The 25,640-nt window shown below is 45.8% G+C and carries 22 protein-coding genes, 1 tRNA gene and 1 pseudogene; 12 read left to right on the top strand and 12 right to left on the bottom strand.

Going from position 1 to position 25,640, the window contains the following annotated elements; genetic code table 11:
• Positions 1-40: 40 nt before the first annotated feature.
• From gspG to NC856_RS11530, 6 genes are all read right to left on the bottom strand, one after another.
• A complete protein-coding gene (gspG, locus tag NC856_RS11555) occupies positions 41-466 on the bottom strand; it encodes a type II secretion system major pseudopilin GspG (RefSeq protein ID WP_264090580.1) in 426 nt (141 codons plus the stop codon).
• A 23-nt stretch (positions 467-489) separates the two neighbouring features.
• Positions 490-1,716 carry a type II secretion system inner membrane protein GspF gene (gene gspF / locus NC856_RS11550; RefSeq protein ID WP_264090579.1) on the bottom strand — a complete coding sequence of 409 codons (1,227 nt, stop codon included), beginning with the start codon at positions 1,714-1,716 and terminating at the stop codon, positions 490-492.
• 1 nt (position 1,717) lies between these two features.
• Positions 1,718-3,214 carry a type II secretion system ATPase GspE gene (gene gspE / locus NC856_RS11545; RefSeq protein WP_264090578.1) on the bottom strand — a complete coding sequence of 499 codons (1,497 nt, stop codon included), beginning with the start codon at positions 3,212-3,214 and terminating at the stop codon, positions 1,718-1,720.
• The gene (gene gspD, locus NC856_RS11540) at positions 3,211-5,139 is read right to left on the bottom strand and encodes a type II secretion system secretin GspD (protein ID WP_264090577.1); all 1,929 of its coding nucleotides are present in this window, start codon (positions 5,137-5,139) and stop codon (positions 3,211-3,213) included. The genes gspE and gspD overlap by 4 nt, the downstream gene beginning before the upstream one ends.
• A gap of 85 nt (positions 5,140-5,224) precedes the next feature.
• The gene (gene gspC, locus NC856_RS11535) at positions 5,225-6,088 is read right to left on the bottom strand and encodes a type II secretion system protein GspC (protein WP_264090576.1); all 864 of its coding nucleotides are present in this window, start codon (positions 6,086-6,088) and stop codon (positions 5,225-5,227) included.
• 49 nt (positions 6,089-6,137) lie between these two features.
• Positions 6,138-8,114: a glycoside hydrolase family 28 protein gene (locus NC856_RS11530; RefSeq protein WP_264090575.1), complete on the bottom strand. Its 1,977-nt coding sequence runs from the start codon at positions 8,112-8,114 to the stop codon at positions 6,138-6,140.
• 458 nt (positions 8,115-8,572) lie between these two features.
• Between NC856_RS11530 and NC856_RS11525 the strand changes: the two genes are divergently transcribed.
• Positions 8,573-8,710 (top strand): hypothetical protein, encoded by a 138-nt coding sequence (locus NC856_RS11525; protein WP_264090574.1) that lies wholly within the window; start codon positions 8,573-8,575, stop codon positions 8,708-8,710.
• An 11-nt stretch (positions 8,711-8,721) separates the two neighbouring features.
• On the opposite strand, the gene gspS is transcribed toward NC856_RS11525, so the two are convergent.
• Together gspS and alaC are read right to left on the bottom strand one after the other, a co-directional pair.
• Positions 8,722-9,129, bottom strand: coding sequence for a type II secretion system pilot lipoprotein GspS (gene gspS / locus NC856_RS11520; protein ID WP_264090573.1), 408 nt, complete (start codon positions 9,127-9,129; stop codon positions 8,722-8,724).
• Positions 9,130-9,279: 150 nt separating this feature from the next.
• The gene (gene alaC, locus NC856_RS11515) at positions 9,280-10,521 is read right to left on the bottom strand and encodes an alanine transaminase (protein ID WP_264090572.1); all 1,242 of its coding nucleotides are present in this window, start codon (positions 10,519-10,521) and stop codon (positions 9,280-9,282) included.
• A gap of 758 nt (positions 10,522-11,279) precedes the next feature.
• Here alaC and dgcN point away from each other — a divergent pair.
• Genes dgcN through NC856_RS11500 form a run of 3 tightly spaced genes read left to right on the top strand, consistent with a single transcriptional unit; the run spans position 11,280 to position 14,176 of the window.
• Positions 11,280-12,281, top strand: a complete 1,002-nt coding sequence (dgcN, locus tag NC856_RS11510) for an N-acetyltransferase DgcN (RefSeq protein WP_264090571.1) — start codon at positions 11,280-11,282, stop codon at positions 12,279-12,281.
• Positions 12,278-13,258, top strand: coding sequence for an N-acetyl-D-Glu racemase DgcA (gene dgcA / locus NC856_RS11505; protein ID WP_264090570.1), 981 nt, complete (start codon positions 12,278-12,280; stop codon positions 13,256-13,258). The genes dgcN and dgcA overlap by 4 nt, the downstream gene beginning before the upstream one ends.
• 57 nt (positions 13,259-13,315) lie before the next feature.
• Entirely contained in the window at positions 13,316-14,176 is an 861-nt protein-coding gene (locus NC856_RS11500) for a D-amino-acid transaminase (protein WP_264090569.1), read from the top strand.
• Between the two features lie 83 nt (positions 14,177-14,259).
• On the opposite strand, the gene NC856_RS11495 is transcribed toward NC856_RS11500, so the two are convergent.
• Positions 14,260-16,713, bottom strand: coding sequence for a DUF3772 domain-containing protein (locus NC856_RS11495; RefSeq protein WP_264090568.1), 2,454 nt, complete (start codon positions 16,711-16,713; stop codon positions 14,260-14,262).
• A 382-nt stretch (positions 16,714-17,095) separates the two neighbouring features.
• Here NC856_RS11495 and NC856_RS11490 point away from each other — a divergent pair.
• From NC856_RS11490 to NC856_RS11475, 4 genes are all read left to right on the top strand, one after another.
• Positions 17,096-17,172 (top strand) — tRNA-Arg (locus NC856_RS11490).
• 164 nt (positions 17,173-17,336) lie between these two features.
• Positions 17,337-18,542: a tyrosine-type recombinase/integrase gene (locus NC856_RS11485; protein WP_264090567.1), complete on the top strand. Its 1,206-nt coding sequence runs from the start codon at positions 17,337-17,339 to the stop codon at positions 18,540-18,542.
• Positions 18,543-18,948: 406 nt separating this feature from the next.
• Entirely contained in the window at positions 18,949-19,428 is a 480-nt protein-coding gene (locus NC856_RS11480) for an Hcp family type VI secretion system effector (RefSeq protein WP_264090566.1), read from the top strand.
• 72 nt (positions 19,429-19,500) lie between these two features.
• Positions 19,501-19,845 carry a hypothetical protein gene (locus NC856_RS11475; protein WP_264090565.1) on the top strand — a complete coding sequence of 115 codons (345 nt, stop codon included), beginning with the start codon at positions 19,501-19,503 and terminating at the stop codon, positions 19,843-19,845.
• A 14-nt stretch (positions 19,846-19,859) separates the two neighbouring features.
• Here NC856_RS11475 and NC856_RS11470 read toward each other — a convergent pair whose 3' ends face one another.
• Both NC856_RS11470 and NC856_RS11465 read right to left on the bottom strand, forming a co-directional pair.
• Positions 19,860-20,654 carry a DUF4225 domain-containing protein gene (locus NC856_RS11470; protein WP_264090564.1) on the bottom strand — a complete coding sequence of 265 codons (795 nt, stop codon included), beginning with the start codon at positions 20,652-20,654 and terminating at the stop codon, positions 19,860-19,862.
• 328 nt (positions 20,655-20,982) lie between these two features.
• Positions 20,983-21,177: a type II toxin-antitoxin system HicB family antitoxin gene (locus tag NC856_RS11465; RefSeq protein ID WP_264090563.1), complete on the bottom strand. Its 195-nt coding sequence runs from the start codon at positions 21,175-21,177 to the stop codon at positions 20,983-20,985.
• A gap of 246 nt (positions 21,178-21,423) precedes the next feature.
• Here NC856_RS11465 and NC856_RS11460 point away from each other — a divergent pair, with 246 nt between their 5' ends.
• The 4 genes from NC856_RS11460 to NC856_RS11445 all read left to right on the top strand — a co-directional run bounded on the left by NC856_RS11460 (position 21,424) and on the right by NC856_RS11445 (position 25,411).
• Positions 21,424-21,603 carry a hypothetical protein gene (locus NC856_RS11460; RefSeq protein WP_264090562.1) on the top strand — a complete coding sequence of 60 codons (180 nt, stop codon included), beginning with the start codon at positions 21,424-21,426 and terminating at the stop codon, positions 21,601-21,603.
• 330 nt (positions 21,604-21,933) lie between these two features.
• Positions 21,934-23,100 carry a hypothetical protein gene (locus tag NC856_RS11455; protein WP_264090561.1) on the top strand — a complete coding sequence of 389 codons (1,167 nt, stop codon included), beginning with the start codon at positions 21,934-21,936 and terminating at the stop codon, positions 23,098-23,100.
• Positions 23,097-23,543 (top strand): three component ABC system middle component, encoded by a 447-nt coding sequence (locus NC856_RS11450; protein ID WP_264090560.1) that lies wholly within the window; start codon positions 23,097-23,099, stop codon positions 23,541-23,543. Before NC856_RS11455 ends, NC856_RS11450 begins: the two co-directional genes overlap by 4 nt.
• Positions 23,543-25,411, top strand: a complete 1,869-nt coding sequence (locus tag NC856_RS11445) for a DUF3732 domain-containing protein (protein WP_264090559.1) — start codon at positions 23,543-23,545, stop codon at positions 25,409-25,411. Before NC856_RS11450 ends, NC856_RS11445 begins: the two co-directional genes overlap by 1 nt.
• Positions 25,412-25,413: 2 nt before the next feature.
• On the opposite strand, the pseudogene NC856_RS11440 reads toward NC856_RS11445, so the two are convergent.
• Positions 25,414-25,554, bottom strand: a pseudogene (locus tag NC856_RS11440) (integrase core domain-containing protein); the annotation flags it as partial.
• Positions 25,555-25,640: the final 86 nt, after the last annotated feature.

Raw genomic sequence — 25,640 nt, 5'->3', positions numbered from 1 at the left:
CTTCCCTGCTCCGGTTGATATGACGAGCGCAATAACCCGCTTATTTGCTGTTGAGATTCCAGTTGCCGATATCATCTTCCGTGTCCGGCATGCCATCCGGCCCGAATGAGAAGATATCCAGCTTGCTATGCTGGCCGGGGTTCATGAGTTGATATTCCGCGCCCCACGGATCCTGCGGCAGACGCCGGATATAGCCATCCTGAGAGTAATTGCGCGGTTCCGGTTGCACCGTTGGTTTTTTCACCAGCGCTGGCAATCCCTGTTCTGTTGTCGGATAGCGATTGTTGTCGAGTTTGTACATATCCAATGCACTTTCCAGCGATACAATATCGCTAATGGCTTTTTGCCGATCCGCCTTTTCCTTGTTCCCCATCAGGTTCGGCACGACCAGACTCGCCAATACGCCGAGAATGACGATAACCACCATAATTTCCAACAGGGTAAAACCACGTTGACGTTGTTGCATCCTTACTTTTCCTCACTTAAATGTTACGAACTCATTAACGTATTCAGTTGCAGGATCGGCTGTAGAATGGCGAGGACGATAAACAGCACAATCGCCGCCATACTCACCACCAGCAAAGGTTCAAACAGTCCCAGCGCCAGCGTCATCTGCGCGTTGAATTCACGATCCTGATTATCCGCCGCCCGCTCCAGCATACTGTCCAGTTCGCCGCTGCGTTCGCCGCTGGCGATCATGTGGCGCATCATGGGGGGAAACAGCGCCGTCTGCTCTAATGCTTTGTGCAAACTGACGCCTTCCCGCACCGCATCCGCCGCCAACGCCAGCCGATGACGGGCGTAGTCATTGGTCATGACGTCGCCGCTGATGCGCATGGCCTGCAACAAGGGCACGGCGCTGGCGTTCAGAATGCTCAGCGTGCGGGCGTAACGCGCAGTATTCAAGCCTCTGGCGATACGCCCTAGCAGCGGCAAAAACAGCAATCGTCGATGAAAAACAATGCGCCGTTTTTCCTGACGCAACAGCCCCCTCAGCACGATGAAGCCCGCCAGCAACGCCAGAGCAATCCAAGGCCCCGCCATACGCACCGCATCGCTTATTCCCATCAATATCCGCGTTGACAACGGCAGCGTCTGTTTCATATGGATAAACTGTTCGACCACTTTGGGAACCACGGCTGACAGCAGAATGCTGACAACGGCAATCGCCACCACGGTCAACATGCAGGGATAAATCATGGCTTGTTGTATCCGGCTGCGCATCTGCTGACGCTGCTCGGTATAGTCCGCCAGCCGATTAAGCACCGCATCGAGATGGCCGGAGGTTTCCCCCGCTGCCACCATCGCGCAATACAGACGTTCAAAACTGCCGGGAAAACATTTCATGGCATCCGCCAACGAATGGCCTTCCATGACTTTGCCGCGAACCGCCGCCATCAACTGGCTTAAATGCGGTTTTTCGCTCTGCCTGGCGACCGCATCCAGCGCTTCTTCCAACGGCAGGGAGGCCGCCACCAGCGTCGCCAGTTGCCGGGTGAGTAGCGCCAAATCGGACGCGCTGATACGGTGTTTTCGCCGCAGAGAAAAACCGGTTGAAGCGGATTTTTGCTGTCTACTGTGGTTTTCGCTCAATGCCACGGGTAGCAGACCACGCTCACGCAGCAACTGACGCGCTTGTCTGGCTGAATCCGCCTCCTGCGTGCCGCGACATTTTTTCCCCTGAGCATCCAGTGCCTGATAGTGGTACTGCGCCATATCACTCCTCTTTGGTTACGCGGATCACTTCTTCCCAGGTCGTGATCCCGGCCAGCACTTTCTCCAGACCGTCTTGTCGGATCGTCTTTCTATCAGCCCCCAGTATTTGCGCGATCGCCATTTCCCCCTCACAGCGGTGAATGGCCGTCCGTACCCGATCATCAATCAGTACCAGTTCATGAATCCCGATGCGGCCCCGATAGCCGGTAAAGTTACATTGCGCACAGCCGACGGGATGACGCAGCATTGTGTCCGGCGGCACGCCCATTTGTTCCGCATGAACGGCATCAACCTGCTGCGGTTGGCTGCACTCAGGGCACAACGTGCGTACCAGACGTTGCGCCAACACCCCCAGCAGCGATGTCGACAACAGAAAAGGCTCCACCCCCATGTCCTGCAAGCGCGACAGCGCCCCTAACGCACTGTTGGTATGCAGCGTGGAGAGCACCAGGTGGCCGGTGAGTGAAGCCTGTACCGCAATCTGCGCGGTTTCACCGTCACGAATCTCGCCCACCAGCACGACATCCGGGTCCTGACGCAAAATCGCCCGCAAGCCACGGGCAAAGGTCATGTCCACTTTGACGTTAACCTGCGTTTGCCCAATCCCCGCCAGTTCATATTCGATGGGATCTTCCACCGTCATGATATTGCGCTCCGCCGCATTCAGCCGACTGAGCGCGGCATAGAGGGTGGTGCTTTTCCCCGATCCGGTTGGCCCGGTTACCAGAATAATGCCGTGCGGACGGTGGATCAGCGTATCCAGTTGCTGACGATGGGCGGACGACATCCCCAGCGTGGCCAGATCCAACTGAACGCTGTTTTTATCCAGCAAACGCAAGACTACGCGCTCCCCATGACTGGAAGGCAACGTCGATACCCGCACGTCAATCGCCCGACCGCCGATACGCAGCGCCATGCGGCCATCTTGCGGTATGCGCTTTTCAGCAATATCCAGCTTCGCCATCACCTTGATACGCGATACCAGAAGCGACGCCAGCTTACGTTGCGGTCGCAGAATTTCGCGCAGCACGCCGTCCACGCGGAAACGAATTTGCAGATAACGCTCATAGGTTTCAATGTGAATATCCGACGCCTTGTTTTTAATGGCTTCGGTGAGCATGGCATTGATCAAGCGGATAATCGGCGCGTCATCGTCGGTATCCAGCAGATCGTCGCTGTCCGGCAACTCTTCAGCCAGCGTATAGAAATCCATTTCATTACCGATGTCTTCCATCAGACGCCGCGCCTCCTCGGAATCACGCTGATAGCTGACAACCAGTTGCCGCTCGAATTCCGCTTCCGTCACACGTTGGATCTTGAGCGGATAACCCGCCACGCGGCGCGCTTCCAGCAGCGCGAAGGCTGGCGTCCGCGCCACACAGATCGCCTGTTGATTGCCGTCTCCCTCGCCTTGCAACAACAGAATCTGTTGTCCTTTGGCATAGGCAAAAGGCAATACCGGACGTAATTCAATCATGCGCGGAGAAATGTCGCTCATCGCCCCTCCGCGGGATAAAACGCCACGATGGAGGATTGCACCTGGCGGAACGTGTAGGCGTTGCCGGTCGGCGGTAGATTCAGGAGGTCGTTGCTCAATAAGCCTTCGCCGCGCTTGACATCCCGCTGCCGCTCCTGCTCCTCGCTAAACGAATGGTATTTTTCCGAAGAAGCGCTCTGATACTGATTGCGATCGCGAATAATAGAAGGACGAATAAACAACATCAGATTACGTTTTGAAACCTGTCGGCTATTGGAGCGGAATAGGTATCCCAACAGCGGAATGTCGCCCAATACCGGGACTTTATCCATGCTTTCCCGCGTACTTTTATCCAACAAGCCGCCGACGACCACCGTTTCACCGCTGCTCACCAGAACGGCATTGTTGACGGTGCGCGTGTTAAACGTGGCGCCAAGCTCCGCACTGCTACTGGATGCGGAGTCGGCCACGCTGGAGACTTCCTGTTCAATCTCCAGCAATACGGAATCGCCTTCATTAATTTGTGGCTTCACCTTCAGCTTGATGCCGACGGTTTTACGTTCCACCGTATTGAAGATATTGTCGCCGGAGGTCGTCTGGGAACCCGCCAAAACCGGCACTTCCTGCCCGACATTGAAAGTAGCTTCCATATTGTCCAGCGTCACGATGCTCGGCGTCGCCAGAATATCGTTCTTGCTGTTGCTCGACAGCGCGGTGAGCAGCATTGACCAGTTGCCCTGGTAGAAGCCGGCGGCAATACCGTTAAAGCTGTTGAGCGCACTCGTGGCGGAGGTCGTGAGCGTGCCGTCTCTTTTGTACTGATCCGCGCCCGCGACCATCGTGGAAATCGGCAGGCCGGTGTTGGTGAATTGTGTCATCCCGGCATTTTTATTGGACCATTGAATACCCAGATTCATGCCGTCGGCGTCTTGTACCTCCGCAATAACCGCTTCCACCAACACCTGAGGCCGGCGAATATCCAATTGCGCGATCACTTGTTCCAGATCGCGCATCACATCCGGCGCGGCATTTACAATCAATGAGTTCGTCTGTTCATGCGCTTTAATGGATATTTCTTTGCGTAGCGCCGGTAACGCGTTCTGTTGTTCGGTTTTGATGCTATCGCCCACGCCCGTCAGCACTTCGACCAAATCGGTGGCTTTGGCGTATTTAAGATAGATAACTTTAGTGTTGCCCTGGACTGCCTGCTGCCGATCGAGTTGTTTGATCATATCGATCACCCGCTGACGGGAATTCGGCTCGCCGCGAACCAGCACGGAGTTGGTTCGCTCATCGGCGACGACATTGGCGGTCATCATGCCCGGCAACGCCGTTTTCTCGTCGGTTTTATTCAACTCGTTCACCAACTTCACCACTTCCAGCGAGGAAGCGTAGGAAAGCGGAACCGTGGTGACATTGCGATCGCCGGTTTTATCCACCCGCTCAACAATCGCCATCAGTCGTTTGATGACGGCGGCGCGCCCGGTCATCAGCAGCACGTTGGACGGCTCGTAATGCACCACGCTCCCGGCGCCGGCATTGTCATTCAACTGGCGCAGCAACGGCGCCAAATCACGCGCCGCAACGTTATTGACCGGCACCACGCGCGTCACCACTTCATCGCCAATGCCGGGTTCGTCATCACTGGCCAGTGGCATCGAGGTGGATTTCGCCTCTTTTGATGAGATAACTTTCAATACGTTATTATCCATCGGCACCACGGTGAAGCCATACACATCCAACACGCTGAGAAAGAACTGGTAATACTGTTCTTCATTCATCACGTCATAACTGCGCACGGTAATATTGCCTCTGACGGAAGGATCGATGATTACGGTTTTATTCAGATTTTTACTGACGGTATTGATGAATTCCTGAATATCCGTGCCTTTAAAACTGGCGGAAAACTCAGCGCTCCATGCCAGTGAAGAAATCACCAGAAGCATGCTGCTTCCCAACAGGCACAATCCTTTCCGTCGTGTGCTGCTAAACCATTTTCGCTTAGAAAACGGTTGTCCTTTACTAAACAAATTAGTCGTCTCCATCCAGTAGCAAATAAATATCCTGTTGTTGACCGTCGCGCTCCACAGTCAAATTGATTTCGCTCATGCCAGGCAACTGCGTTACTGCTTGTTGCGCTTGCTCGACATCCTGCAAATTGATGCCGTTTAACGCCACCACCAGATCGTTATCCTGTAAGCCCGCACGATAAAATAAATCCGGCTGTTTACCGGGATTAAGCAGATATCCCTTCAAAACCTCCTCTTCCATAACGGGAGAAAAGGTGAAGTAATCCAGGGTGCTTAGCGGTTGTTGCGGTGTCTTTTCCTGCGCTTGAGACTGGCTCAACGCGCCGGTGTTATCGCCTTCGGCATCATTTCGATATAAATGCAGCGCTTCATAACGCCCTTGATATTGCAATACCACTCGATCGGCAAAGATAGTCACAATTTTGGCTTCGTAGCCCGGCACCGCGTCCCCTTCGCCACGGCTGTATTGCTGACTATCTTTGGCGATAATGGCAATGGATCGACCATCATCCTCACTCGCCAAAATACCGGTAAGACTGATGCCTAATGTGGAAAGCGGGATATCCCCGCTTAGCGCGCCTGGCGCCGTCGGGGTAATGACGTCAGGCGAGCGACCGAACAATGTAAACTCACTCGATATAACCGGTTTTACTTTAGCCTGAGTCGGCTTGACGGAGATATTGACGGAACGAGGATCTTCAGGCTGTAGCACTCGCCAGGTGATGACCGCCAGTTGCTGGCAAATCAGCAGCCAAACGCACCCCAGAAGAACACGTCGAATCAGAGGTAATGGTAAGGATTGGAATTTTACCCGCAGCGTATTTAATGAAAACGCTTTAAAGGACCATGATTGAGATTGTGGCATTGCATATCGTCCATAATATAGCCCACGCCTTTCGCGTGGGCGTCAATCCTTATTCCGTCGCGGCTTCGCGGATGATGACCTCATCCCCCGTCGTCGTCAGGGAAGCCTCTCGATTAACCCGATCTTCCAGTTTGATATTTTTGCTATACCCAAATTTCCAGGCCGCTGAAACATTTTCAAAAATCACATTTTTGAACACGCTGTCTCGCAGGAAAGTAATGTCAGTGGCTTGGGTATTTTTGAATTTTACTCTTTCAAAATTCAAGCCTTGGTGATAGGCATCACGACTGAAAGAAAATCCATACGCCGCCGACATTTCAGCTACTGTCATTCCATCAACCAGAATGCTGTTTTCTTTCGCTGTACCATCAACTGTGACGTCAGAAACCGTCACATCACGGAACTGAGCCGGTTCAGCCGCAGGCTGGGTATCGTTCACATCCGCTTTATATTTGATGGTAAATACAAACGGCTGTTTGACAATACCACGCATTGCGTTGTTGCGAAAGACCACGTCACGTGCGCCTCCGCCATAATACGGGCGACTTTTCATACGCAACCCGACATCCGTCAAATTCATGACATTATCTTCGGCAACGATTTTCTCAATCCAGGCCCCGGTATGACTACCGGTAACGACAGCGCCATGACCTTTACGGAAGTAGTTATTGAAAATCCACGCGCCGCTTTGCGTTTTCTGCTGTTTTGCCGCCACTTCCGCGCCATAACCCGCGGCGAAATTGATACTGTCGTCGCCGGTATCAAAAAAGTTATTGAATACCATCGCATTCTGACTGTTGCCGAACTCGATACCATCGGCGTTATTCGCATCATAAGTGGTATGCACCAACGCATTCATCGCCACATTTTCGGATTCCAGCACCATCACGCCATGATAAGCCGGATTGAGGATGGTCAGCCCTTCCAGATACAGATTGCGGACGCCACGCAGCGTCATCAGACTGGAGCGACGATTCTTGTAAGCCTCATTACGCGACATCCCTTGCGCTACCGCTTTTTCAGTTTGATCTTTCGCCAGAATCCCATCATCGGACACCTTGCCAGCTTTACTTGCCCGGTATTGCGGCAGCGTTTTCCCCAATTCATCCGTAATGGTCGCCGCGCCGCCCGCCTTGAGGCCGCGCTTCCAGCCATTACCATCAATAGTGCCTTTACCCACGATACGGATATTTTTAAACGTGCCGGCGTGGGTACTGCCTTTATCATTGCTTTCTAAAACATTAATCAGTGACGGCGGACGTTTCGGCAACGGTGGATTGCTATAAGGATAGAGGTAATAACCGCGCGCCAGCGGATAATCATCGCCGCTTTGCGAACCGCGCAGTATCGCGCCTTCAGCCACTTCAAACGTCATATCGCTGTGTAGGAACAACGCGCCGGTCTTAAACTCGCCGCCCGTGACCACCACCTTACATCCTTGCGGATAAGTCGCTATCGTGCAGTCATCAATGGCTTTCTGAATCGCCTGAGTATCGTTGGTGACTCCGTCGCCTTTGGCGCCGTAATTGGTCACGTTCAGCGTCTGCGGCGTCGGCGTGGTTTTCTGGACGATTGTTTCACTGTCCGCCGATTCGTTACCGTCGGCATAAACCGCACGCACGGTGAACCGATATTCCGTATCCGGCGACAGACCCGTTACCTTGAAGTTTTGGAAACCGATACGGGTATGCCAACCCGTCGTATCGATAACACGATAAAAATTATCAATATAAGGCTTGGCCGGTGAATGGATATTCTGGTTATCAAGGGTTCCCCCCAACAGTTTTCCATTCATATAGACATGGTAATCCTTAATGGCGGAAGGTGCCTGGACCGGCTTCTCCCAGACCAGGACAACGCTTGAATCATCATAGGCAAGCGCGGGAACTTTCACATTCCGCGGCGCGGGCGCCAGGCCTGTCGTGACGTCAATGGCGGCATAAACATCTCCACTGCCTGCCAATAAACCACTTAATACCAGAGTGACGCTCAGTGTCATTCTGGCGCGGGATAAAAAATAAACCATATCATCATTTCCTATATTGTTTTACACGTAACGGTTAAAAAATGATTTATCCCCTGCCATTGAATCTCCTATCCAATAACAGGGGCTATTTTTACGCACAGTATATTTCATCAAACACTTCATAATATTTTATCATTAGCAAACAAATTAAAACGCCTGATAGTTAATTATATGTTTTTTATACCTCTTTTTTGTAAAGGATCGCCAGTTAAAAAAATAAAACCAATTTAATAAAAATATTTAAAGAGAGAAGAAATATAAATATTTCACCATATAATTACCAATATTACTTTTAGACTGGTAACAAACACCCACCTTTCACCCGTCTCTTTTGTTAAATAAATAATCAAAAAAGAAATACAAACCCATTAATAATAAAACATTATTTCATTAAATCACATCCCTGTTATTTTTTTGCGAGCCGTGTCAAAGTTTCATTTGCAATTATTATGAATTTAATGAATTTTCATCAAAATGAAGTTTCGGTCACATATCAGCCGCTACGTGTCAGCGCAGAGGGGAAAATGTTGGTTCTGGATGCGTTGCAAGACTGGCCCGACGGAAAATTTAATGACAACGCCAATTCCGCCGGATGATGTGCTGATGCTTAACGCTGACGGCGTAACGCATCAATGAAAGGCGCCAGTGTTCGGTTAAACTCTGAGCACTGTGCTTCCTGCGGGGTGCTGTCCTTCAACAATCCCTGATACAGGCTTTCACTGCGTTGCGGTAAAGCCTGATAGTTTGAAATATCCCATCCTCTCTGCTTCGCCACGTCCAGCGCGACATTATTGATCGTCGACTCATCGGGAAGGTCGCTGCGGTTGCATTGCGATTTCAGATACCGAGTGGCCGCCACCAGAGACGACAGTTGATTAAGTTGATCGTTAACAGATACCGTCCCAGTTTTATCGGCACCATTTCCTTTATTGACAGACATCCCCGTCTGCTGGCAACCAGCCAGACCGATAAAAAAAAGGGTGAAAACAGAAAATTTGATAAGAGATAATGACATGACACGCCTCATCCTGATTGAGATTAACGGCAGGCATTCTAACAAATGTTCGGCGACTGTCACTTATCGATCGCGGGAATATCGCGGGAATAAAGAAGATCTCGCCAGCAGAACACGTTCCCGGCCAGTGGCCGGGAACATTGACAGGACTCAGGAAGCAGAAACTTTACCTATCGCCGTTTTCGACGGGGCTAAAATACCATCGGCACGGAACATGGCCTTGATACCGCGTACCGCCTGACGGATACGATCCTGATTTTCGATCAAAGCGAACCGAACATGCGTATCGCCATAGTCCCCGAAGCCGATCCCCGGCGATACACACACTTTCGCATCAGCCAGCAGACGTTTGGCGAATTCCAGCGATCCCAAATGCGCATACGCGTCAGGAATTTTGGCCCAAACATACATCGAGGCTTTCGGTTCATCCACCATCCAGCCGGCTTCATGCAGACCGCGCACCAACACATTGCGTCGCTGGCGATACTGTTCGGCAATATCCCGAACACATTGCTGATCACCTTCCAGCGCCGCAATCGCCGCCACCTGCAATGGCGTAAACGTGCCGTAGTCGTGATAACTCTTGATACGGGCCAGCGCGTTGACCAATTCCTGGTTACCCACCATAAAACCAATACGCCAACCCGCCATGTTGTAGCTTTTCGACAACGTGAAAAACTCGACGGCGATATCTTTCGCGCCAGGCACCTGCATAATCGATGGCGCTTTCCAACCGTCATACACGATGTCGGCATAAGCCAGATCGTGGATCACCAGCACGCCATACTGTTTTGCCAATGCCACCACACGCTCGAAGAAATCCAGTTCGACACACTGCGCGGTCGGATTTGAAGGAAAACCAAGAATCATCATTTTTGGTTTCGGAATACTTTCACGGATCGCCCGCTCCAGTTCATTGAAGAAATCCACGCCTTCAACCAGCGGAACAGACCGCACCTGAGCTCCGGCAATCACCGCCCCGTAAATATGAATCGGGTAGCTTGGGTTAGGCACCAGCACCGTATCGCCATGATCCAACGTTGCCAGCATCAAATGCGCCAACCCCTCTTTGGAACCGATGGTGACGATCGCTTCACTTTCCGGGTCAATATCCACCTGATAACGATCGGCATACCAGCGCGAAATGGCGCGACGTAACCGCGGAATGCCTTTGGAGGTTGAGTAACCATGCGTGTCATCACGTTGAGCGACAGTGCAGAGTTTTTCCACGATATGGGGCGGTGTCGGGCCGTCTGGGTTACCCATGCTGAAATCAATGATATCTTCGCCACGACGACGAGCCGCCATTTTTAATTCAGCCGTGATGTTAAATACATAAGGGGGGAGACGATCAATGCGCGTAAAACGGCGCGAAGAATTAGAATCAGCCATAGCATCCTCAAAGTAACGTGAGCGCCCGGACCGTCCGAGCGACGCCTGGTTCCGCATTGCGGACCAGTCATTCAAGCTATCCCAGATTATGGAATCTGTCGATATGGCAACCGATAAATTTTTATGGCGCGGAAATCGAATTAATCCGCATGTGAGTCGTACCACACTACGTTAAGCGTATCACTACCAGTCCGATGAAAGATCGTACCGGCCCCCTCTTTCAACACCTGGCTATACCATGTATAAAAAAATAATTTCCATCAGTTTAATTTATATCTTTCATTCAACGGGATATTAATCATTCTTTTAACTGACTATAAAAATATTAGAATTATTGATATTGATGAGAGAAAATCTATTTCTGATTAACAAATCCAAAACAAAAATGCGCCTTGCTTTATTTTGGGGCCCCATAATAAGCCAGATCACCAAATTAGCGCATTGGCGCTATCAACACAAAAAACAATAATTCAATAAAATCATATGATTAATAAAAACAAAACATTTTGTTTTTATAAAAAACCGTCACATTTAAAAACAAACATCAGTTGCAAAATTTAATGCTTGATTAAGCCAACCTAACAGATTTTAATTTCAATAAAACACTTAAATTACAGTCCCTATAACTTAATAAACATTGATATTGACAATAATATATTCATCATTATTATCAGCTGTAAACCTACACTATTTATCTAATTTATTTTCCCAAAAGCACTCTTTCAATCAATGTTTTTCTATTTTCATGAGGATGAGTAATGGATATCAAAAAACCTTATTTGTTATTTCTGGGGGATGCACACGATCAGTTAGCGGCCAAAGTTGCGATCGGAATTAAGCAATGGCACCCGGAATACTGTGTGGGACAGTACAGAATGGATGGCTGTCAGGCCGATTGCGATTTGCCCGATATGGATATCAGCGCCGCACGCGCAGCAGGCGCGAAAACGTTGGTGATTGGCGTAGCCAACCGCGGCGGCATTATTTCGCAACAGTGGATTGCCGTACTGAGCCAGGCGCTGGAAAGCGGCATGGATCTCGCGGCTGGTCTGCACAATCGTTTATCTGATGTGCCAGAGCTCCGAGAATTGGCCGCTAAACTTGGTCGTTCATTGTTCGATGTGCGCCACCCTTCCCAAACCTTCCCGGTTGCTAACGGACGCAAACGTTCAGGCAAACGTCTGCTGCCTGTCGGAACCGACTGCTCCTGCGGCAAGATGTATACCGCGCTGGCGATCGAAAGAGAAATTCTCTCCCGCGGCGGCAACGCAACATTCCGGGCAACCGGGCAAACCGGGATTCTGATCAGCGGTTCCGGCGTGAGTATTGATGCGGTGGTATCCGATTTCATCGCCGGTGCGGTTGAAACCCTCTCCCCTGCCAATGATGAAAATCATTGGGATATCATCGAAGGCCAGGGCTCGCTGTTCCACCCCTCTTTTGCTGGTGTCACAACCGGTATTATCCACGGCGCGCAACCGGATGCGCTGGTGCTGTGCCATGAACCGACACGTAAAACCATGCGCGGCGTCGACTATCCTATTCCTGATATCGCCGATTGCATGGCCCTGAATTTGTCAATGGCGAAATTGACCAACCCGAATGCGCGCTTTGTCGGGATTTCAATCAATAGCGCCGCGCTCAGCGAAGAAGAATCATTACAATTAATGGCCGATCTTGAGAAGAAATTTGGCCTGCCTGTCGTGGACCCGTTCCGCCAGGGAGTCGGACGTATTATTGACCAATTGGCAGACCTATGACCGACATTCAATTATCCCATGAAAGCTGGCCGCTACAGGGTACATTCACCATCTCGCGCGGCAGCAAAACCCAGGCCGACGTGGTAGTCGTCACCTTGCGATCCGACGAAGCCACCGGTTATGGCGAATGCGTACCCTACGCACGCTACGGAGAATCCATCGAAAGCGTGATGGAGCAAATTGCGGCGTTAAGCGGTGATATCCGCAATGGACTTGATCGCGCCGCGCTCCAGAACTGTTTACCCGCGGGCGCGGCACGTAACGCGATTGACTGCGCATTCTGGGATCTGGAGTGCAAACAGCAGCGCCAGCGTATTTGGCAACGCCTGAATCACCCCGCGCCAACGATGCTGGAAAGCGCTTATACGCTCTCACTGGATACCCCGGAACGCATGCATCTGGCGGCGCAAAATAACGCCAGCCGCCCCTTGCTCAAGCTGAAACTGGCGGACAAAGACGATCTGGCCAGAGTCGCAGCGGTACGCAAAGGTGCGCCCGCCGCGCGTTTAATCGTGGATGCGAACGAAGGCTGGGATACGGATCTGTATTTAAAACTGGTGCCGGAACTGGCTGCGCTGGGCGTCACCATGATTGAACAGCCCTTGCCTGCCGGAAAAGACAGGGTACTGGCCGAACTGCCGCGTCCGATACCGATCTGCGCCGATGAATCCTGCCATGACAGCCATTCATTAGAGGCAATCGCCGGATGTTATGACATGATAAACATCAAACTGGATAAAACCGGTGGATTGACCGAAGCATTACGGCTGCGCGCCAGCGCATTGCAGGCAGGTTTGCAGATTATGGTCGGTTGTATGGTGGGTACGTCATTATCTATGGCTCCCGCTTTTATCGTGGCACAAGGAGCAAACGTTGTCGATCTGGATGGCCCGCTGTTATTACAGCGCGACCGTACTGAAGGATTGCGTTATAACGGCAGCGAAATATATCCGCCAGAAGCGGCGCTGTGGGGCTAAGGCGCTACGGGGCTTAAATAGTTAATCTGCATTGAACAACGATTAAGGAGTGTTTTGATGCAACGTCTTGTTTATGTTGATGGACAGTATGTTGAAGAGAATGAAGCGAAAGTGTCGATTTTTGACCGCGGTTTTCTCTTCGCCGATGCCGTCTATGAAGTGACTGCCGTCGTTAACGGCAAACTGGCGGAATTTGATGGTCATATCGAGCGTCTGCAACGCTCCTGTCGCGAACTGTCTCTTACACTACCCGTCACTCCGGCTGAATTGAAGAATATTCACCAAGCCATGATTGAGAAAAACAATCTAAAGGAAGGGGCGATCTACTTGCAGTTAAGCCGGGGTAACGCTGGCGATCGTGATTTTTATTTCCCCCCCGCCGATGTAAAACCCACGCTGGTACTGTTCACTCAGGCACGCGCCATTATTGACAATCCAAAAACGGAAACCGGTCTGCGCGTTGTCACCAGCCCGGATATACGCTGGCATCGCCGGGATATTAAAACCGTTGGCCTGCTTGCGGCATGCATGGCGAAAGAATATGCCCATAGTCACAGCGCAGACGATGCGTTTATGGTGGAAAACGGCTTCATCACTGAAGGCAGTTCATGCAACTGCTATATCGTTCTACATGACAACACTGTGGTGACTCGTCCGCTAAGTAATGACATCCTGCACGGTATTACACGTCATTCGCTGTTGAAATTGGCGGCAAGCGACGACATCAAGCTGGAGGAGCGCTTGTTTACGCCGGAAGAGGCCTATCATGCGACTGAGATCTTCATCAGTTCCGCGACCACCTTCGTCTTACCTGTCGTAGCACTGGATGACCAAATCATTGGCGACGGGAAACCCGGACCAGTTACTCGCCGCCTGCGTGAAATTTATATCGATATGGTGAATCAACAAGTTAAATAACCGATAAGCATCCCGTTCCATTCTTATCATCGGCTGGAAACGCCCATCATCTTTATCCCTTAGAGATGATGGGATCACATCACTTACGCTGGACTCTTGTCATCCAGGGTAATCCCATCAGGCAACGCTGCGCCATTTTCCAGCACCATTTTCTGAGGCACCGCCAACGGAATATTGGCTGCCCGCAACCGCTTGATGATTTCAAATAACAAATCACTTTTTGCATCGGCGACCGTTCTTGGACTGCTGACATAACCCGTAACGCTCAGCACCATACCTGTCGGATTTAGCTGGCTAAATTTAACCGTGGGCGCAGGCGCATCGAGAATGGCTTCATGATTGATATAAGCGTCCAATAGAATAGACCGTGCTTCTTCAGGATCAATATCCAGTGGAAAGGTGAGCGCCAGCGTCGCGAGGCCCAGAGGGTTTCCCATTGTGATATTACGTACATTCTGCGAGATAAACTGCGAGTTCGGCACAATCACCGTCGAACGGTCGCCCAGTTGGATTTCCGTCGCCCGTACATTAATTCGCCGAATATCGCCCTCTACCCCACTGATATTCACCGTATCGCCGACCTTAACCGGGCGCTCCGTCAGCAAAATCAAGCCGGAAATAAAGTTTTTCACGATCTCTTGCAAACCAAAACCGATACCGACAGAAAGCGCACTGACAATCCAGGCCAGCTTATTCCACTGAATACCCAGCGTTGCCAGCGTCAGTAAAATAATCAGAATGTAGCCAATGTTGCTGAACAATGTCACCAGCGATGCTCGAATACCACGCTCAAGCGTCGTTTTAGGAAGAAACTCATACTCCAGCCAACGTTTCGAGGAACGTAGCACATATATGCCAACCACCAGAAACAAAACCGCATTCACTAAATGAGCAGGTACAATGCTCAGCGTCTCAAGTCCTTTACCCCCCCAGAGTTCAACCGCTTTTTCTACCAGTTCGAGCGGCGTGGTAGTGCCAAATGTGCCATTGAGAAGCGCCACCGCCGCCATCAATATCAAAAAGACTTTACTGCTGGCCGAAAGCAATGACGTAGCCTGCGCCAGATGCCGATCATCAAGATTAAGGGAATTCTTAATACGCTTGCCGCTGGCATTATTGGGAGAGAAAACGCTTTCGCAGATATCAGTAATAAACGTTGAGAACAGGTAAAGGCAGGAAAACACCATGCCGATCCATACCAGTTCATAGATTAAAAAACGAGCCAGCGAGATGTAACCGATGACTAGCGAGAGCAACACCGCAATTGACGTTGCCAACACCGCCAGATGAATCAGCCCCGCCAGCGTAGAACGGGCTTCCGGTTGCTCACCCGAATGCACCATCTGGCGACGAATCTGATCGCTCTTAAGCGCAATCGTTCCCGTGGTAAGGGCCAGGAATAAAGCTGATAATCCATTTACCATGATGGTGGCGGCGACAGATGCCCCGACCGTCACCGTGATCTGCTCAACTATACCGAAAAACAGAATAAACAAGGCGGCGACAACCGGAAAAGGCGTCATTGCCTTTGCGACGGGATTCGAGATCGCCGGCAAGCGCCATGAAGGTCGCTGATTTGAAAGAAAGGCACGTCCCAACCCGGCGATCATGGCGCAAAAAATAGCCAGTCGCACCAGAACATCGAGGAATGATGCCACGCGCTCAGACGCCCCTCCATGTCGGGTAACCATAAAATCCAGCAGATTCGCGGCAATACCGATCGTCAGCACGGTCGAAATCACACCCGCCGTTGCTAAAAAACTCCGGCGCAACCGTCCTTCAGGCAATAAATGAATACCGATCCAGGCCAGGTATTTCTCAAGGAACTGACGCCCTGCCGTCGTCAACGCGGCGGCCAACAGAAATAAAAACATTGAACCATAACGCCAGTCAGGAGCCCATGACGCCATAAAAGCATCGTTCAGTTGCTCTTGAAAAGCACTCAACCGCCGTTGATCTTCTGCCTGAGGCGCCACAAGCGGCGACCAAAATCGCGCGCCAAGAATACTGCCGGAGTTTAATGCCAGTTGCGTTTTTAACGCATTACGCCGCAAAGTGATAATCTGTACCGATAAGTTAGTCGCATTCGCGCGCAGCGCCTGAATTTGCTCAATCTGCGCATCCATTTTGGACTTTTGCGTATTCAGATTATTGCGCTTACGCGTCACCTCCGCTGTTTCATTGATATTAGAACCAGCCGCCGGAGCCGGCCCCAACACATCCAACTGCGCCTGAATCTGCGATCGCAATGGCGCTACCGCGGCAGAAAGCTCATCCGTACTATGTACCAGTTCCTGCGTCGTATCATTCAACGCCCCGAACATGCTATCGTTGTTAGCCCCAGACACCTGCTGCTTAATGTTATCCAGTTGCTTCTGCAACTTCACCAGTTCCGCATCGATATTTATTTTCACTGGCGCTTCAGACTGCTCAGGTTGCGGATTAGCATCCGATTCCGCCGCGGACAGATACACAACTGGCGACATAAGCGTCACTAATAGACAAATACGCAACAACCCGGATAACAAAGTATGCATAAATCGAAAAATTCCCAGTTCGACAGAAATTGCAGGGGTAACCAACAACAGTAACCGTACCAGACAACCCATATTGTCTTTCACTTATAATCTAGTGTATCAACGTCACGTTGTGGCGAATACATCTGAACACAACTTACAAAGGATTTCCGAATCGGCCCAGCAGAGAAAGCTGAAAGGCATATTCTTTTCATCATTTATCGTGAATCAAGCTCGCAATCATGCTCCCATAAGCCATAACGATAGTAAGAAAGGCCAATGCTGTACAGGGATTCACCGTATAGCGTAAATCGCACGCCAATCCGTTGACTCACCGAGGTGTGTGGGTATAATCCAGCCCACTGTTATCTTACTAACGCGCAGTTTCATCTCTCTTCACAACGCGCCCTTAGCTCAGCTGGATAGAGCAACGGCCTTCTAAGCCGTAGGTCACAGGTTCGAATCCTGTAGGGCGTACCATAATTTCGTCTTTTGACGTCTCTTAAAGTCTACAACCCCCTTTAAAATCAGTATTATCCTCTACAGCATGGGCTACCAAGGTCTAGTGTGGTCTCTTGAGTTCTAGCATCACTTGGGGGCATGATAGGGGGCATTCTCAGGTTCAATAAAGGTGATGCCCCCATATGAAGCTAACCGCCCGTCAGATCAATGCCGCTAAGCCAAAAGAAAAATCCTACAAACTGGCTGATGGCGGAGGCATGTATCTTGAAGTCCTTCCTAACGGCACGAAAAGCTGGCGCATGAAATACCGAGTCGGGGGCAAAGAAAAGCGGGTTGTCTTTGGACTCTACCCTACCATTACATTAGCGGAAGCCAGAAGCAAAAGAGATGAAGCCAAAAAGCTTCTTGCGAACGGTGGCGATCCGAGCGAAGAAAAGCAGGTTGAGAAACAGGCAAAAATCGCATCGGTCAACAACAGCTTTAAGCTTATCGCATTAGAGTGGCACGAACATAAGCGCCCTAACTGGTCGAAGGGTTATGCTGAAGACATTCTTGAATATCTGAAAAAAGACATCTTCCCCTACCTTGGTAAGCGGCCAATCACTGACATCAAGCCAAAAGATATGCTGGATGTGCTGAGAAAAATGGAACAACGGGGCGTGCTGGACAAACTGAAAAAGACACGGCAGGCTTGCCGACAAATTTTCACCTATGCCATCGTATCCGGTCGGGCAGAATATAATCCGGTAACGGACTTGGCTGGGGTATTGAAAGCGCCGAAGCAAAAACACTTCCCTCATCTGCTGGCTGATGAACTTGGTCCCTTTATTCAAGCCCTGAATGGCTATAGTGGTAGTCGCATTACTCAAATTGCCACCCGCCTGCTGATGCTGACCGGACTGAGAACCATCGAGCTACGCTCTGCTGAATGGCAGGAAATTGATTTTGGGAAAAAGATCTGGCAGATCCCTAAAGAGCGTATGAAAATGCGCCGTCCCCATCTGGTTCCCCTATCCACTCAGGTTTATGATCTGCTGTCGGAACTACAAAACATCACTGGTGGTTTTCAGTTGGTTTTTCCGGGTCGGAACGATTCCAGTAAATCAATGAGCGAAGCGAGTATCAATCAGGTCATCAAACGTGTCGGATACGATAAGAAGCTGACCGGACACGGTTTTCGCCATACGATGAGTACCATCCTTCATGAGCAGGGTTTTAATAGTGCATGGATTGAACTCCAGTTAGCCCATGTCGATAAAAACTCTATCCGTGCAACTTATAATCACGCTTTGTATCTGGATGGTCGGAGGGAAATGCTTCAATGGTATGCGGATTATGTTGATAAGCTGGGAAAGGGGAATATCTCTGAATTCAGTCTTATTGCTTAGTATTGCTTTCTGAGAGCAACAGGATGAACATCTCGATGAGCGTAAACTGATGCTACAATTGTGGCTGATTTCTTGGGCGCGAACCGCGATGGCGTGATTAGTCCGTTTGAGTTTGCAAATAGAAAATAATACCTTTGCCCTTTTTAGCCCATTGATACTGATTTGAGGATTTTTCGAAAATCTGTGTTTTAACACGCCAATGGCTACATTTCCGATTCTCTCTCTCATCGAATAAATTTTAACACAAATAATTAACCAAATAACTATTATCAAAATAACCATTTAGAATCATACACATTGCACGATAACGGCTATTGACTCATGTGCTAAAAAATGCAGAAATTATCCCTCCCATAAGGAAAAAGGATTTATGGGGCAGGATTATGGATAACATTAAGGAAAAATAATGGCAAATTTAATCTATCTAAAGCTCACAGGCATCAAACAAGGTCTTATCTCTGCGGGCTGTTCAAGTGCAGACTCCATCGGCAATAAATATCAGGCTTCCCATGAAGATGAGATTTTTGTTTATGAGTTAATGAACAGAATCACCCGACAAGATAATGTTGCACTCAACCCCGTAGAAATCAGAAAACCGATAGATAAAGCCACCCCACTTATTGCCCAGGCATTAGGCGATAATGAAAAACTGACCTGTGAATTCCTATTTTACAGAACCTCTCAATCGGGTGGTAATGAACTCTATTTTAAAATGGTGCTGAGAGACGCTATTATCAAAGACATTCAGTTTTTCTATCCTAACTCATTGACACATAATGAAACCCAGCCACAGGAAAGTATTTCGTTCAAATTTGCATCAATCGAATGGGAGCATGTAGTAGCAAGAACCAGTTCTTTTCTCTTATGGACTGATTCGGCTTACTAAATTAAGAGTCGATGGGCGATAGTGCTAAAATGTCTCTGCGCCCTATCAAACGCAATAAAACCGAGAAAAAAAATGAATGATCAGGAAATGGAAAAAGAACTTTTAGAAAATGGTTTTTCTCAGAAAGATATTAACTTCATGAGAAAAATAATTTCCCGTGGTGGGGATAGTGAAGAGACACTAGAGAGCCTGACTCATACGCTAAGATCACGCTTTCATAACGGGTGTTTTTTATTTATAATTATAATTATTGCATTTATCATTAATTTTATTTCTAACACCCCTTCTGATTTAATTGAAGCTTCAGTGTATTTATTTTTTATGATAATTTCGCTTTTCATTGTTTATTACATAGGTCCGATGAATTTGACGTATAAATCGTATTCCTATCTAAAGAGAAAGGGTAAGATGGGCTGAGCCAGCCCATTAGATTAAAGAGAATCATCTTTATATATATCAGACATTATCCGTATTTTATTTCCAGCCCCAACCATCTTTAACATAAGTGATGCTCTGCTCATTGTATTTATTTTTCTATAATAATCACTTGGAATATATCGAAAAAGCCGCCAGGCATCAGGTTTCAGTGTTAGTTTAACTATGCCATAAAATGAAGTAATAAGATCGACTGAATGATAAGCCAGCAAGCCTGATTTTTTATCAAAACCTAAGAATTCGGCAGTATGCATATAACCAGACTTCATAAATCCAACTTCATTATCACGCCCAATAAGATGGAGAAAGCTCTCTATAGATGAACTCGCACCAGCGAGGGCAATATGCGCACCAACGAATCGACCTAAATAACCAGTCGCACTATAAGCAATTCCCACACCAGAAAAAATCTGAGCGCCGCCTACAATAACGCCGATAGCATTTATTGTATAACCAATCTCCTTCTCTCTTTTTTCCATGTTGATGGTGATGAACACCTTAGCTTTTTCAAGAGAAAGCATTGTCCCTTGTTTTTCAATATTGGCACATTCCTCCCTAATGTTATTAATAGCAATCTGGCATTCCGATGAACTACTGGCATTTCTAATAGCGTCCAGATTTCCATTAGAAAACCGTCTGATTTCATCTTCGAATTTTGCCTTAAGAAATAGATCATTAATATGACGAGAAGAGACAATTCTGGCAGTTTTCATTAGGTCAAACGCTGCTGCCTGAGCCATAGCAAAAAAATACTGATTGTTTGCACTATTCCTATTGAGATAGATATCCATATTTCAGCCACATCCTTGACGTTAGAGAATATTGAGAATCATCAATACCATTTAGTATATTTCACATATAGGTACATAACAATAAAAACCTATATTACGGTAAGGTATAAGCCATACTCAGAGAAAATGCTAACGAAAAAAAATGCCATCCAGAACGATGGCTATAATTGGAACCAGATAAAAGAAAGACTCTCTTAAACACTCAATCAACCATTTCATTTCCTTTCTTACTGTGAAAACCCTATTGCTTTTAAACACCTCTTATATAACTAAGAAAACGAAATGAAATTTTTATTCCAACTGAGTTAATAACAAATCAACTAAACCATCACCCCTTCGGCTCAATTCCCTTCTTGCGAAGCTCTTTACGTGCAAGTTCCTTGAACCAGTTTCCGAGACTGACACCTTCTTTTGCAACTACCTCATCAAGCTGTTCGCGCAATTCAGGTGATATCCGTATCTGGAAAGTCGGAGATTTACCTGTTGATGAAGATTTTTTCGTATCACGTTTAATCGTTGACATGCACGTACCTTTTTAACTATGCTGAGTTTTATGGGTACGTACCCTATCACAAAAGCATCTCATACACATCATCCGTTTCGCCCCTGAAAGGTATTGGCCTACCAAACAGGGGCTGACCACAACGTTAAGAGGTTAACGATATGGCTATCAGCAAGTCTAGCAATTCCCTTCTGGAAGATCAGCACTTTAAGCAGTCAGGTAAGTGTTATTTTAATCAGTTCCATCAAGAGGCTGTGGAGATGTTTTATGTTCGATAACACACCTCTGGAACAAGAAGAGATCATCGATCAGTGCAGAGCGTTGATCTACGCCGTGATCGAGACCAAGCAGCCTCAGGTTAAAGAGATCCTGACGTTCATCCTCTGGGAAAGACTCGACTGTCTGTATCAGGATTTTCATTCGGAAGAAGTCGTTCAAGAGCAATGATATGAAGTAATTACAATCTCTTACTTTCAAACACTCATCCGTAGATCCCTTAGGTGTAGTGACCAATGAGGAATTGGTAACTACACTTCAAACACTTCCATATTTTAATAAAAACTCATCTCGGCACGTAAAAATTAGCACGTAAATAATTAATAACCTTTATTATTTTGGGCGTAAATTTAAATAACCTGTATTAAATAACAGTTAAAATCATTTGGTTATGTGATAAAGCAACAATATTATTACTTCCAAATACTATTAGTGTTTGGTACTGTAAACTATACCTAATTTATTACGCACCTCTTATTTGTTACCTCAATGGACAGCCATATGGATATCTTTGACAAAACAAGTGCAGAGAAGAAATCGATAGGATTTTCCTATCAGGATTATGTGGCTCTAAAACATGCATTAGAACTTAAACCTGAAGAAAGTATAGGGATCGAAGTTTTTGATGATCTTCATCTTGAAAACATTAATGGTCAAAAAACTTTTATCCAAGTTAAGCACTCAATAAAAAATTCAAATAACATTACAAATAAGGATATTGATTTATGGAAAACTTTATATAATTGGTCAGAGGCAATAAAAATAATAAACGACAAAGATATTAGCCTTGTTTTTTATACTAATAAAGGACTCACTTTAGAGAGTGGTATTGTAAAACTATTATCCAGTAATACAAAAGAAATAAATAAAATAAATAATGAAATAAAAGAAATATTACAAGCACATAAAAATCATGGCGATGACATCTATAAATATATTTATTCAATTTCGAATCTTCCTGATAACGTTTCCGAACGTTTATTTAGAAGTATAAGTTTTCAACATAGTGAAGATGAAATAATTTTACAAATAAAAATGTTGCTTAAAACATTTTCCATTCCTGATGATAAAATAGATGATGTATTTCACAATATATCAGGTGCTTTTTTTGAATATAAATATAAACAAGTCAAGAAAGATAGTAAAGTTATAATAAATTATGAATATTTTAGAAATACACTAGCCGTAGATCGAATTATTCAAATATCAAGAAATTGCATCAATAACTTTGACCAATACTACGATTTTGAATCTGCATATCCTACAGATATAGACTCTAAAATTTCATATAAACAACTTCAAGATTTGGATTTAAATATTGATGCTATCATAAAATACATCAATGAAATGGCAAAAACTGATGCGTTTATACAAAAATTAAAAAGTAGTGGTGATCTGACAACACAGGAAGAAAAATTAATATACAAGAAAGCGTTTGATGAATGGCAATCTCGACACTTGATAGCATATATGAGAAGTCGATATTCAGAAATAAATGAAGCTCATCTATCTATTGCATTTTATGTTTACTCAGAACTAACAGGGAATTGTGATATTATACTAGAAAATAACAAATTACCGAGATCTATGACTACTGGAGCTTTTTTGCTATTGTCAGATAAACCAACAATCGGATGGCTTCAAAATTGGGAGTCTATCTATAAATGAAAACATATAATAATGAACTTTTGGGCATTTTTTCTATGCAGGAAGTATTATCAAGAACACAGAAAATGGCATTATGCAATATTATGTTAGTATTGCCGATAGTATTCCATAAAAAAAGTTTAGACTATTTATCCCATAAGCGAACTAATATTATATCTTTCCAAGACCTACTATTAACCAAACCAGAACTATTAGTATCTATAAATAAGAGATTCTATAACTTCCTTCCATCTTCTATAAACTGTGTTTCTCTATGTATAGAAAATGGTGTAGCCGAATTATTTGAGGACAATTTAGTATTTAAAAAAAAGCTGATCACAGACGATGCAATATCTTTGATTGGAAAAAGATCTGTAAAAATACAGGCAGCATCTATAAATATTGCAGATTTAATATTAGATGAGCCACATAATATATATGACATTTGTGGAGTGAGATTATAATGCAGATTACAAACATATTAATATGGCAAACTGACTCAACCTTAAGAAATTTTGTGCTTGAAGAAAACAAAGTAAATGTTATAACAGGTGATTCAGGTAAAGGAAAATCTTCGATATTATCTATTATCGATTACTGTTTGTTATCTTCTTCATCTGACGGGATTTCTAAAACAAATGTCGATAATTATGTCAATTGGTATGGGATTAGATTTAATATAAATGGGAAATACCATACTATATGTAGAAAAGCCACTCACTATGAAGAAGATGATTTTGTCTATTTCGATAAAAATGGAGAGATACCAATATCACCAATAAATAACTTAAAGAAAGATGTTTTAAAACAACATTTAAATTACGAATTTGGTATTAATAGTTCGTTAAAAATTCCTTATGGTGGTAGATTTATTCAGCAAGGCTCGAAGGTATCGTATAGATATTTCCTTCCTCATTGCTCCATAGATCAGACAACGCTAACATCTTCAGAACATCTTTATTCGAAAATTTCGGATTTAAAGACAAGAGAACGCATTGACAGAACTTTTGAGATGGCATTGGGGAGCGAAAATGCCGAAACAATGATAATAAGAACCAGATTAGAGGAATTACAGAGAAACTTAGCGAGAGTTGAGTATAAACAATCTGCGAGTAAAGAGTCTTATATTAACTTTGAGAGTGAAATAGAATCATTGTATCAAAGGTCATATCAACTTGGTTTAACGACGGAAAACAACAATCAGGAAATGCCTGTAGGTGATAAGTTTGATTATTTAAAAACCATTGCAAATTATAAAGATATAAATGATATTCCGATTATTAATGAAAGACTTAATATAGAAAAAGAAATATTTACTTTAAAAAAAGATCTTTCAGATATAAATATTTATATCGAAACCAGCACTGAATACAAAAAACTTCTAAAAGAAAACCAAGATTCATTATTAATAGCTAAATATTTAGATGATAATTATAATAATATCTTGTATAGTGATAATATATACTCAATAATTAAATCGCTATTAAATAAAAGCTTAGAGATCAAAAAAGCCATAGCACAAAAAGGAAAAAACTCTCTTATATCAAAAACTCAAGAAAAGAAGAAGGAAATTGAATCTAAAATATCTATTTTAAATAAAAAGCTCTCAGTATTCAGCAATGAAAAAACAACACCAAGTGTTCTATATCGCTTTATAGGCGAACTAAGCTCTGAAGTAAAACGAGTAGATGTTCTACCAATACACGATTACAGCGAAGACATAGATAAAATAAATTCTAAAATAAATGAATTAGATGAAAAAATTAAGGACAATAATATATTTAAAGAATATACCCTAAGTTTAATCAATGAAAAAATAAAAAAAATTCTTTCAAGAATGCCATTGAAAGGGTTTGAGAATGCTACTCCAATATTCAATAAAGGTAAAAAAACTCTCGATCTGGTGAATAAAAACCAAGTGGAGAAGATGGTTGATATTGGAAGTTTCTCCAACTATATGTATGTGCACGTGGCTTATTTCCTTGCATTTCATGAATTAGTAAGAGAAAGAAACGTACAGTGGATTCCACGATTCTTAGTAATTGACCAACCTAGCACTCCATATTTTAGTACTGGCGGTAAAAAAACTGATGACTTTGCAAGCCTCGATGCTGCACTCAATGAAATAAATTCATTTGTTGATAAAATGAAATCTCATGGTGGTTTTCAAGTAATATTGCTAGAACATATCGAGGAGTCTTACTGGCTTGATAGAAAACTGAATAACTTTAGGCTAGTTGATAAGGAATTTAGAGGTGATTACGGGTTAATATATATCAAAAAAACAAGCAGAGATGGTAATCCTCCCATTTTTAACGGAGGTGACAAGTAGAATCAGGTCATGCGTTGAATATGCTGCATCGGCGTGTAGCCATTCAATGCCATATTCGGACGCTCGTGATTATAAAACCATTGCCAGCGTGTGGCATAGTCCTGCAATTCATCCAGCGAGGAAAACAGGTACTGCCCTAAATAGCTTCGCCAAAATAGTAGATCACTCGAAGGGAACTCAGTCCGAGTTGTGCGATCTGATCAATCGCCAAATCAAAACAAATCACCAA

Source organism: Brenneria izbisi, assembly GCF_025840185.1.
In the GTDB taxonomy this organism is placed as follows: domain Bacteria; phylum Pseudomonadota; class Gammaproteobacteria; order Enterobacterales; family Enterobacteriaceae; genus Brenneria; species Brenneria izbisi.
The sequence above is the reverse complement of the archived record's forward strand: the minus strand, read 5'-3'. Positions and strand labels throughout refer to the sequence as shown.

What these genes read in the sequence shown, in the direction of transcription:
- gspD (WP_264090577.1), bottom strand. Translation starts at nt 5,139, where the DNA reads ATGCTTCTGGTGATTTCTTCACTGGCATGGAGCGCTGAGTTTTCCGCC.
- NC856_RS11475 (WP_264090565.1), top strand. Translation starts at nt 19,501, where the DNA reads ATGAATGATCAGGAAATGGAAAAAGAACTTTTAGAAAATGGTTTTTCT.
- gspC (WP_264090576.1), bottom strand. Translation starts at nt 6,088, where the DNA reads ATGCCACAATCTCAATCATGGTCCTTTAAAGCGTTTTCATTAAATACG.
- NC856_RS11500 (WP_264090569.1), top strand. Translation starts at nt 13,316, where the DNA reads ATGCAACGTCTTGTTTATGTTGATGGACAGTATGTTGAAGAGAATGAA.
- dgcN (WP_264090571.1), top strand. Translation starts at nt 11,280, where the DNA reads ATGGATATCAAAAAACCTTATTTGTTATTTCTGGGGGATGCACACGAT.
- NC856_RS11480 (WP_264090566.1), top strand. Translation starts at nt 18,949, where the DNA reads ATGGCAAATTTAATCTATCTAAAGCTCACAGGCATCAAACAAGGTCTT.
- gspG (WP_264090580.1), bottom strand. Translation starts at nt 466, where the DNA reads ATGCAACAACGTCAACGTGGTTTTACCCTGTTGGAAATTATGGTGGTT.
- NC856_RS11465 (WP_264090563.1), bottom strand. Translation starts at nt 21,177, where the DNA reads ATGTCAACGATTAAACGTGATACGAAAAAATCTTCATCAACAGGTAAA.
- NC856_RS11485 (WP_264090567.1), top strand. Translation starts at nt 17,337, where the DNA reads ATGAAGCTAACCGCCCGTCAGATCAATGCCGCTAAGCCAAAAGAAAAA.
- NC856_RS11470 (WP_264090564.1), bottom strand. Translation starts at nt 20,654, where the DNA reads ATGGATATCTATCTCAATAGGAATAGTGCAAACAATCAGTATTTTTTT.
- NC856_RS11460 (WP_264090562.1), top strand. Translation starts at nt 21,424, where the DNA reads ATGTTCGATAACACACCTCTGGAACAAGAAGAGATCATCGATCAGTGC.
- NC856_RS11495 (WP_264090568.1), bottom strand. Translation starts at nt 16,713, where the DNA reads ATGCATACTTTGTTATCCGGGTTGTTGCGTATTTGTCTATTAGTGACG.
- dgcA (WP_264090570.1), top strand. Translation starts at nt 12,278, where the DNA reads ATGACCGACATTCAATTATCCCATGAAAGCTGGCCGCTACAGGGTACA.
- alaC (WP_264090572.1), bottom strand. Translation starts at nt 10,521, where the DNA reads ATGGCTGATTCTAATTCTTCGCGCCGTTTTACGCGCATTGATCGTCTC.
- NC856_RS11525 (WP_264090574.1), top strand. Translation starts at nt 8,573, where the DNA reads ATGAATTTTCATCAAAATGAAGTTTCGGTCACATATCAGCCGCTACGT.
- NC856_RS11450 (WP_264090560.1), top strand. Translation starts at nt 23,097, where the DNA reads ATGAAAACATATAATAATGAACTTTTGGGCATTTTTTCTATGCAGGAA.
- gspE (WP_264090578.1), bottom strand. Translation starts at nt 3,214, where the DNA reads ATGAGCGACATTTCTCCGCGCATGATTGAATTACGTCCGGTATTGCCT.
- gspS (WP_264090573.1), bottom strand. Translation starts at nt 9,129, where the DNA reads ATGTCATTATCTCTTATCAAATTTTCTGTTTTCACCCTTTTTTTTATC.
- gspF (WP_264090579.1), bottom strand. Translation starts at nt 1,716, where the DNA reads ATGGCGCAGTACCACTATCAGGCACTGGATGCTCAGGGGAAAAAATGT.
- NC856_RS11530 (WP_264090575.1), bottom strand. Translation starts at nt 8,114, where the DNA reads ATGGTTTATTTTTTATCCCGCGCCAGAATGACACTGAGCGTCACTCTG.
- NC856_RS11455 (WP_264090561.1), top strand. Translation starts at nt 21,934, where the DNA reads ATGGATATCTTTGACAAAACAAGTGCAGAGAAGAAATCGATAGGATTT.
- NC856_RS11445 (WP_264090559.1), top strand. Translation starts at nt 23,543, where the DNA reads ATGCAGATTACAAACATATTAATATGGCAAACTGACTCAACCTTAAGA.